This window comes from Poseidonibacter lekithochrous (genome assembly GCF_018861145.1).
In the GTDB taxonomy this organism is placed as follows: Bacteria; Campylobacterota; Campylobacteria; order Campylobacterales; family Arcobacteraceae; genus Poseidonibacter; species Poseidonibacter lekithochrous_A.
On the sequence record NZ_JAHKQT010000013.1, the window covers coordinates 1 to 10,466 of the forward strand.

The 10,466-nt window shown below is 30.3% G+C and carries 3 protein-coding genes; all 3 read left to right on the forward strand.

All coding sequences use genetic code 11. From position 1 onward, the window contains the following. The coding region (locus KO488_RS04915; RefSeq protein ID WP_216057678.1) for an Ig-like domain-containing protein at positions 1-8,134 on the forward strand (8,134 nt) is incomplete at its 5' end. A 10-nt stretch (positions 8,135-8,144) separates the two neighbouring features. Continuing rightward, positions 8,145-8,399, forward strand: a complete 255-nt coding sequence (locus KO488_RS04920) for a hypothetical protein (protein WP_216057679.1) — start codon at positions 8,145-8,147, stop codon at positions 8,397-8,399. 160 nt (positions 8,400-8,559) lie between these two features. Next, positions 8,560-10,464, forward strand: a complete 1,905-nt coding sequence (locus KO488_RS04925) for a TolC family outer membrane protein (protein ID WP_216057680.1) — start codon at positions 8,560-8,562, stop codon at positions 10,462-10,464. The last annotated feature ends 2 nt before the right edge of the window (positions 10,465-10,466 follow it).

A 10,466-nucleotide genomic window follows, 5' to 3' on the forward strand; every position in this document is an offset into this window, starting at 1 on the left:
TGTACCAACAGCAGTAAATGATAGTAAAACTGTTGAAGAGGGTAATACTTCTGGAATTAGTGGAAATGTTATTACAAATGATACAAAAGGAGCAGATGGTGCTGCACTTAATGGCTTCACTTACAATAAAGAAGGTGGAGGAACAGAAACACTAATCTTTAGTGATGCTAATACAACATATACAAAAGATACACCAACAGGAACATTAAAAGTTAACCAAGATGGTTCTTGGGAATTTACTCCAATATCTTCTGTTGATCATGATGATGATGAAACTCTAGGTAGTTTTAGTTATACACTTATTGATGGTGATGGTGATATTTCAAATAGTGCTACAAATACTATAAGAGTAACAGATACAAATGCATCTGCTACAGGACCAGATAGTACACTTGATGAAGATGACTTAACAGATGGAAGTAGTCCAACTCCCACTGATCTAATAGTTGAAAAAACTTTAGATATCACGAAAAGTCAAGATGATATAAGTGATATTAATTTTGATGATGCAACGATAACAGGATTAGAAAATTTAAATTTAAAATCAAATGGTTTAGATATTTCTTATACTTTAAGTAACTTAAATCATACAATCACAGCAAATAATGGCGAAAATAATATTTTTACTATCATACTTGGAAATACAGAAGATTCAACTGGTTTAACTCAAAAATACATATTTACTTTAATAGATACTATAGATCATCCAAATGGAAGTGATGAGAATAATGTTAATTTACCATTTAGTTTTAATATTGCAGATATTGATTCAACAGTAGAAGGAACACCGTTTAATGTAACAATAATAGATGATGTGCCAACAGCAAATGATGAAATTGAATTAAGTGTTGTTGAAGGTAATATAGCACTAACTGTAATGAATAACCTTCTTGATAATGATGTAAAAGGTGCGGATAATTTATCAACAATTACAAGCTTTACTTATAAAAATGAGGGTGGTAATACTGTCTCAGGAATTTTTGGTTCTGCTATGGATACACAATATGGTTCATTAACAGTAAATAGTGATGGTACATGGAGTTATACTTCAGATGCCACAGAAAATCATACTAATTCTGAAAGTTTAGCAGATAGTTTTACATATTTGATTACTGATACTGATGGTGATACTTCAACAGCAACTCAGCTTATAAATGTAACTGATGGAGCAAATCCTACAATTGATAATTTAAATAATACACTTGTAAAAGTTTATGAAGGTGATGCAAAATCAACATTTAATGGAAGTGATGATTATAATGAATCAAATACGGATGCAAATAAATCAACAACTTTAACACCTACTCATAAACTTGATTTTACAAAAGGTACAGATGATGCAGGGATTACATCTATTACTTGGGAAGGGATTACAGAGACTGTAACATCAACAGTTTCTGCAACTATAACAGATGATGATAAAGGAACACTTACTGTAAATTATGATGGAACATGGGAATATACACCACCTGCTACTTATATTCATGCTAATGGGGATGGTGTAAATAATTTTGAAACAACATTTAGTTATACAGTTACAGATACAGATACAGATGAAGTAACAACTGGAGCTCAAACTATTCAAGTAGATGATACTCTTGCTTCAATTACATCTACAACACCTTCAATATTAGATGAAGAAAATTTATCTACAGGTACAAATCCAAATACAAGTGAATTAACTAAATCTGGTGATATAAATATTGATGTTAGTAACTTAAGTGGTGCTCATGATATTACTTTTGGAACGCAAAGTGATACTACTTTATTAAATACTGCGGTACCAGGTAGTACTTTATCTTCTTCAGGTGATGATATTTCATATGTAGTTTCTTCTGATGGATATACTTTAACAATGTATACAGGAATGGATAGTACACAAAATCATGTAATGGTTGTTACAATAAATAACCCAACATCAGGGACACCAACATATACGGCAGTATTATCTGAAGCCTTTGACCATGAAACTTTACTTCTTGAAAATGGAAATTTAGAATTTGATTTTAATATATTATTAACTGATGATGATAATGATGCAAATCCAAGTACTTTTAAAGTATCTATTATTGATGATACTCCATCTGATACACAAACTCTTACTGTAAATGAAGAGAGCGATACCGGAGTACATGATACGTCAACAACTATCAATACTAATGCAGATGCAACAGGAGGAGTAGGAGGAAATACAACAATAACTACACAAGGAACGTATGGACATGCTGTTATAAATAGTGATGGTACTTTAACATATACACCAAGTTATGATGGCACTAACTCTATTGCTACAAACTATAGTGGGGAAGATACGGTTACTTATACAACTACTTTAGATGATGGTAGTACTAAATCTACAACTGTAACAGTTACTGTTAATCCAATTTCAGATGCTCCTGGTGTTACTGCTGATAATTCTATTGTATATACTCTTGAAGATACAGCTATTGCATTAGGTCTTAATGCACCGACTGTAACTGATGTAACAGATCAAAATAGCAGTGGAACAGCCGGAGATAATCCTGAGTTATTAGGTCTTATTACATTAAGTGGAATTCCTAGTGGTGTTGAACTTCAATATGGTTCATCTACATATACTTCAATAGGTAATGCGATTACAATTAAACTTAGTAATGGAAGTCATGTAAGTGATGTGAGTGGTGAAATATTAGAAATGACAATTGCTGAATTTGAAGCTCTAAAAGTTCTACCTATATCACAAGATGCAAATGACTTCACAGTAACTATGAGTGTTACAGAGTATGAAGTAGATGATAGTGGTGTCCAAATAACTGGAGTTGCAGGTGCTACGTCAACAACAACAGTTGATGTTGATGTCTTAGCTGTTACAGATCCAGTTGATATTAAGATAAATGGTTCTGATGTATCATATAAGGCTACAGTAAATGAAGATAAAGCTTTAGATTTACAAGCTTTATTAAGTACAGAAGCATTTGCTGATTTAGATGGAAGTGAAAATAGAAGTATTGAAATAAGTGGTATTCCAAATGGTACAATGATAAATGGAACAACAATTACAGATGGTACGTATAGTATCCCATTAACTGGGTCTGCTAATGATACAATTCCTAGTTTATCACTGACTCCACCACATAATTTTAGTGGTGATATTACAGGAATTACTATAAAACTTGTTGCACATGATACAGATACTGATAGTACACATGGGGATGGTACAACAGGAACTACAACTACAAATGATGGAACAGTTGCTAATAGTATTATCTATGATACCTCTGATAGTGTAACTTTAAATATAACAGTTGAGCCAATAGCAGATGATATTGCAGATATGAGTGCAAAAACTACAGATGAAGATACCGCAGCAACTTTCTTAAGTGATTTAGACTTAACAGATAAAGATACAGATGGAACTGAAAGCATTACAAAACTTGTAATTACTGGATTAGATGAAGGAAGTGTTATTGTTTACAATGAAGTTAGTACAACAATTGGAGTTGATGGAACTTTTACAATAGGTGATGGAACAAGTAATTTAGATATAACTACAATACAAGCCGCAACTATTCTTCCTCCTGCGCATAGTAGTAAAGATATGAGTATCACAGTAACTGCAACAGTACAAGATGTAAATGATACTACTAGTACAATTGATTATTCAAAAACATTTGACCTTATTGTAAACCCAATCGCAGAAAGAACAGATAGTGATACAGCTGGAACAGTTGATAGTTGGGATATTATCACTCAAGGGAGTCATGAATATACAGCAAATGCAAGTGAAGATATATTCTTTGATTTAAATAATGCAGATAGCGGATTTGGTCTTTCTTTAACAAATGAAGATAGTGTCGAAACAACAACAGTATTATTTTCTCCAAAAGATGGAAGTGGTGCTGATTTAATTGGAACAACCTTTACATATGATGGAGGAACAACTGTATTTACATATAATGGTACAGCTATTGAAATTCCAAGTTCAGAACTTGCAAACTTACAAGTAAAAGCACCAGCAGAATACAGTGGAAAACTAGTATTAACAACTGAAATTAAATCTATAGATTATGATGATGATAGTTCAGATCCTGAAGATGCAGATACTCAAACAAGTCCAGGAGATACTTTAACTATTGTAGTTAATCCAGTAGCTGATGCTGTAACATTATCTATTAAACAATCATTTGGAAATGAAGATGCAGGAAGAGATGATGATGGAGTTTCTGGAATTGCTTTAAATATAGGTGTTTCTTCATCGGATAAAGATGGATCTGAAACTAATGCTTTAAAACTTAGTGATATTCCAGATGGAGCACAGATTTATTATGAGCGTGATTTAATTACAAAAGATAGCGCCAGTACTATACCAGGAATAACAGTAACTGATGATGTAGAAGGGAGTTGGACTCTTATAATTGATGAATATAATAATAATAATGATTTAAGATATGTACCAGAAGAACATTCAAATGAAAATATCGTATTAAATGTACAAGCAAAATCTACAGATTCTGTTAATGTAGATGGATCATTAATAACTGATACTTCAGCTTTTATTCCTACAGATGGTTTAGATATTCTAATAAAAGTTGAAGGTGTAGCAGATACACCAACTTATGCTACACCTGTTTATGATAATAGTGTAGATGGTGTTCCCGATGATACATATAATGCTGTTGTAACAGAAGATACAAGTTCTATTTCTTTAAATACATTATTTCCAGAAGGTGAACCGAATTTTTCATCAGCTGACATATCAACAAATGGAGATATTTCAGAAACTCTTTTTGTAACGATTTCTGATTTACCAAGCGAATTTACTATTACTGGAACAGATATTATTAAAATAGGTGATAATTGGGTGGTTGAAGCAAAAAACTTTGACAGTATTAAAGTTGCAGTTCCCAAAAATTATAGTGGAGAGATAAATCTTAATTTAAAACTTCAAACTATTGAAGATGATGGTGATAAGTTAGAAGATGTAGATCAGCCTGAAATTCCTTTAAAAATACTAGTTACTCCACACGCTGAAAGTACAGTAAATATCAGTGATTCACAAATTGAAGACTCAGGAGATAATGTACTTGACTTTAGTTTTAATCGAATAGATAGTGATGAAAAACTTGAAAGTATTTGGATAAATACAGAAACAATTGATGCAGGTGTATCTCTTGTAACTACTCAAGGTACATTAGAAAAAACTTCAGAGGGAAGTCCTCAATGGATAGAATTAGATGTAACAAATAATGAAGTAGAAACTGTTACAGCTAAACTTGATTCTTCATGGAATGACAAATCAGGGGAATATAACTTTGATATTAGATATAGTGTTTCTGATACTGTTGTAATAGATGGTGGTACAGCTTATACTGATCACCCAAGTGAGTATATTATGGAAACATATACAGTTACTGTAACTCCTGTTACAGATAATGCTGAATCATCTATTAGCACTATAAGCACTACAGATACAGATAAAGCAACAGTAAGTGGAAATGATACGGATGGATATACAGTTACTGCAGAAAAAACAGATGTAATAATAAAAGTACCATTTACTCTTGATTCAGTTTCTGATAAAGATGAAAGTGAACAAATTACCTCTATTACAATTTCAGGGGTTCCTGAAGGGGTTAGTGTGGTTAATGGAACTTATATGGGAGATATATTATCTAATACAGGAACTATTATTACTTCTGGTAAGTGGACTATTCCTGTTGCTGATGCTGATGCAATTCTTAATGCAGATGGTACATCAAATACAATTGAATTTGAAATTCATGGAGAAATAGTTAATTTCAATGATGAAACAACATTTGGAACAATTTCTATTGATACAAAACATCAAGATTCTCCAGATACTGAACTCTCTAATACAGAGTTATTTACTTTAGAAATTACAGAGGATTTTGATGGAACTGCTGTAACAGAAGGGAATGAGACAGAAGATGAAAATAAAATTGAATTAATACCAAAAGAAAATGTACAACTTACAGAAGATACACCATTTAGTTTGAATAATCTAGTAACAGCAACAGATATTGGAACACAAGGAGATGAAAGTAATTATGCTATTTTAGTTTCTAACTTACCAGATGGATATAATGTAGATGGAACAACAGAAACTAAAAATGTAGATGGAACTACTTATTATGTATTATATGGAAAAGGTGATGTAGATGATATAAATACATCACTTGCAAATATTACTGTAAATCCAAAAACAAATGAAAACACTTTAGATGTAGATAAAGTTGATTTGGATATTAAAGTAATAACATATACTAGTGAAACGAATCAAACTAGTTACACAGTAGATGGAACAGCTTTAGATGCTGAGATAGCACCTGTGAGTGATAAAACAAATATTGCTATATCTGGAAGTGATGTTGCAGAAAGCACAAATCCAAAAGCTCAAACAATTACACTGGATTTAAGTAATAACGCAGATGGAACAAGAACAATTATAAAAGATGGAACAGTGTATGTTAAGTTTACAGAAGATTATACTGATACAAATATTGAGATGGGTCTTATAACTTATAATGGTGTAAATATTAATACTTTGACTCCTGATGCTAACGGATATTATGCAATTACAGGCATTAATGATTTAGATACTGATATATCATTTGAGTATACACCTCCTGCAAATTATTATGGAACATTAATGATAGACTCTAAAGTGACAACACAGGAAAATGTAAATGGTGCAACAGATCAGAATGAAGACCCTTACTCAACGACTGAAATAGAATCAGTAGCAAGTAAAACTATAACTATCACTTCAGTAAATGATGGAATAACTCCATTTACACCAACAATATCAGGTAATGAAGATGAAATTGCATTATTAAACTTTGGAGGAGGGGAATTAATTGACCCAACAGAGAAAATAATTGGTGCAAAACTAGAGGGTATTCCTTTTGGCTATGAAGTCTCTTATGATGGTGAACCTGTAACTGGAACTATAATAGGTCAAGAAAATGGTGAATATATTTATGAATACAATTTTGATGTTTCATCAGTTGAAGAACTTCAAAAAATAGGAGTAAAAAAAATAGGAGTAGAAGACTTTAGTGGTGAAATCAGTGGAGTAACATTAAGTGTTACAAGTGGTGAACCTGGAAATGAAACTGCACAAGTTTCTGATTCTTTTAGTATTGTCTTTAATCCTATAGCAGATGCTATTAATATTAATGCAACAAAAACATTTGAAGATGAATATGTATGGACAAATGTTAATTTAAATGCAAATGTTACAGATACGGATGGTAGTGAAACTTTTAATATTAGTTTTACTGCTGCTAATGGGGGAGACTCATTAGATGATAGTATGTTATTTAAATATAAAGATGAAAGTAGTGATGCTAGTACAATAAGTTCAAGTTTCGATTCTGGAACGAAAACATGGACATTAACTGGTATAGCATTTGATAAATTAAATGATATACAACTACTATATAAAGAATATAATGGCGATATTGATGTAATTGTTACTACTGTTGACAAATTAGGTTCTGTTACTGATGAACTGATTAATACATCTGATACATTTAATTTAAATTTAGCAACTTCTACAAATATTACTACAGGTGATGAAGATAATAAAATCACAACTTCAGATGCAGGTGTAACTGTAAATGCAGGAGGAGGAGCAAATAGTGTTACAGGTGGTACAGGCGATGATAATATTACTACAGGAGATGACGATGATATTATTGATGCAGGATCTGGGGCTGATATTATTAACGCAGGAGCAGGAAATGATACTATAAAATATGATGGTCTTGATATAATTGATTCAGGAGTAGGAACTGATACTTTGGCTTTTGATAGTGGATTAGATCTTGATTTTAGTACTTTAGGAAGTGATAATAGTAATAATATTATTAATAATATAGAAAAAATTGATTTATCAGAAAATGGAAATCATGCAATTACAGAATTAAGTTTACAAGATATTATTGATATGACTGATTCGAATAATATTTTACAAATATCAGGAGATTCTGGAGATAGTGTTAATTTAACAGATTCAGATAAAGCAGGTTGGACAGAATCAAGTCCAGGATCAGGAGAGTATACAAAAGATAGTAGTGGAACAACTGTTACATTAAAAATAGACACAGATATAACAACAAATATAATATAAGGAATATTAAATGAGTTTAAGAAAACTATTAGTTTTAACAATATTATTAGGTGCAACACTTAGTTTAAATGCAGGAATGATTGCTTCAATTACAGGTCCAAATGTACTTAAAAGTGAATATGATAGTAAAAAAGAAAGAGGAATTATTATTGACCAAGATGTTGATGGTGATGGAATAATTGATAGTAAAGATAATTGTTTAGAAACAAATCCTTGTAAAGGTGAAGGTTGTATTAAAGAAGAAGCAAAAGTAGTTCAAAAGTAAGTAGTAGTTCTAGATTCAGACACAAAATATAGCAAAATCATATTAGGAAAATAGCATACTTATTGTATGTTATTTTTTCTAAGTCATAAAATATAATACTTTCTTATATATATATTCAAGTACTTTTTGATATTATTAATAATATCAAAAAAGGAAATAAATGAAAAAATATCATCTTTCATTGAAAATTTTGCTAAGTCTTGTATTTTTAAGTCAAATAGTAATGGCTGATAAATATAAAAAAGTTATTGTGGCAAGTTATACAAATGAATCAAAAGCACAATTAATGTACGATAAATTACTTGGAAAAATTAACTCTAAAATAGAAGATAAAAAAGCTAAATATTCAATTAATGTTAATACAAGAAAAATTGGAAAATACTATATTATTGCAGTTGAACCATTTGAAGATATTGAAAATGCAAAAGAAGTTTTAGAAGAATTAAAATCAGATTTCCCTACTGCATTTATAAGTAACTATTCAGATTCATTAGATAATACTCAAACGTCTGTAATTAAAGATGAAACAAAAATAGTGGAAACAATTCCTACTTCTCCAGTAAAAAAAGCCCTTGTATCTAAAAAAGTAAAACCAATTCTTTTAAAAAGAAAATATACATTAGAAGATATGCTAAGAGAATTAATTTATACTGATCCGGAAATTCAAGAAAGATTATTTCAATATAATTCTGTAATGGAAGAAGTTAAAATTGCAGAAGCTGGTTATTATCCAACGATTGATTTATATGCTGAAACTGGAAAAAAAGAAACTGAAAAAGAAGGCAGTGCTAAAGATAAATATGATGCTTCTGAAGTTACTTTAAGACTTGTTCAAAATTTATTTGATGGTTTTGGAACAGAAGCTGCTGTTAATAGAGATGAAGCAAGAGCAAAAGCTGCATTTAATAAATATATAGAAGTTGCACAAGATAAAATGTATAGAGCTATTGAAGCATATCTTAAAGTAGTAAGATATAAAGAAGTATTAAAAATTGCAAAAGATAATGTAAAAATACATGAAGAAACACTTTTAAAAATTCAGAATAGATATGACAAAGGATTTAGTACATTAAGTGAAGTTGAAAGAGTAAAGGGACGATTAGCTTTATCTAAATCAAACTATGTATCAGAAACAAATAATTTATTTGATGCAAAATTTAACTTTCATAAATCATTAGGACGAAATATTGATGAAAATCTTTTAGTAATGCCTACTTTTAATGGAACTTTACCTAAAACATTAGAACATGCAGGAGATGTAGCAATTCATAAAAATCCTTCTATTATGGTAGCAAACTATGACATAAAAGCTACACAAGAAGCGCTACAGTATGCTGAAAAAAATGATTATCCAAGTTTAAATTTAGAAGTTGAGAGATCAAGATATAATAACTTAACAGGTTCTTCTGTTGGTAGAGAAGATGATTTAAGTGCAATGTTAGTTTTAAACTATAATTTATATAGTGGTGGAGCAGATAAAGCAAAAAAACAACAATATATTAGTTTATTAAATTATGAATATGCACATAAGAATAAGTTAAAAAGAGATGTTCTTGAAGCTTTAGGTCTATCTTGGAGTGCACATCAAATGATTTCAGAACAATATAAATACCAAGTTCAATATAGAGATTTAACAGCAAAAACTAAAGCTGCTTATGATGAAGAATTTCAACTTGGAAGAAGAACTTTAATTGATTTACTAGATGTTCAAGATGAAGTTAATAATATTAAAATAAAAGTTATACATACTCAATATGATTTATTATTTGCAAAATATAGAATATTGGATGCAATGGGTGAATTATATCAGTCGTTTGGACATAAATTTGAAGAAAAATATAAAAAAGATACAAATCTTGTTTATATGGATCAAGATCAGGATAATATTATAGATTGTGAAGATCAATGTGATAATTCAGTATTACCTAATACGGTTAATATTTATGGATGTCAAGGAATTAATTGTGTTCAAGTAGAAGAAATTAAATTTGATACAGTAATAAAAAATAATACAGAACAATTAGATACTACAGAGATTCAAAATTTATGGGGTGTTGAAAATTAAAA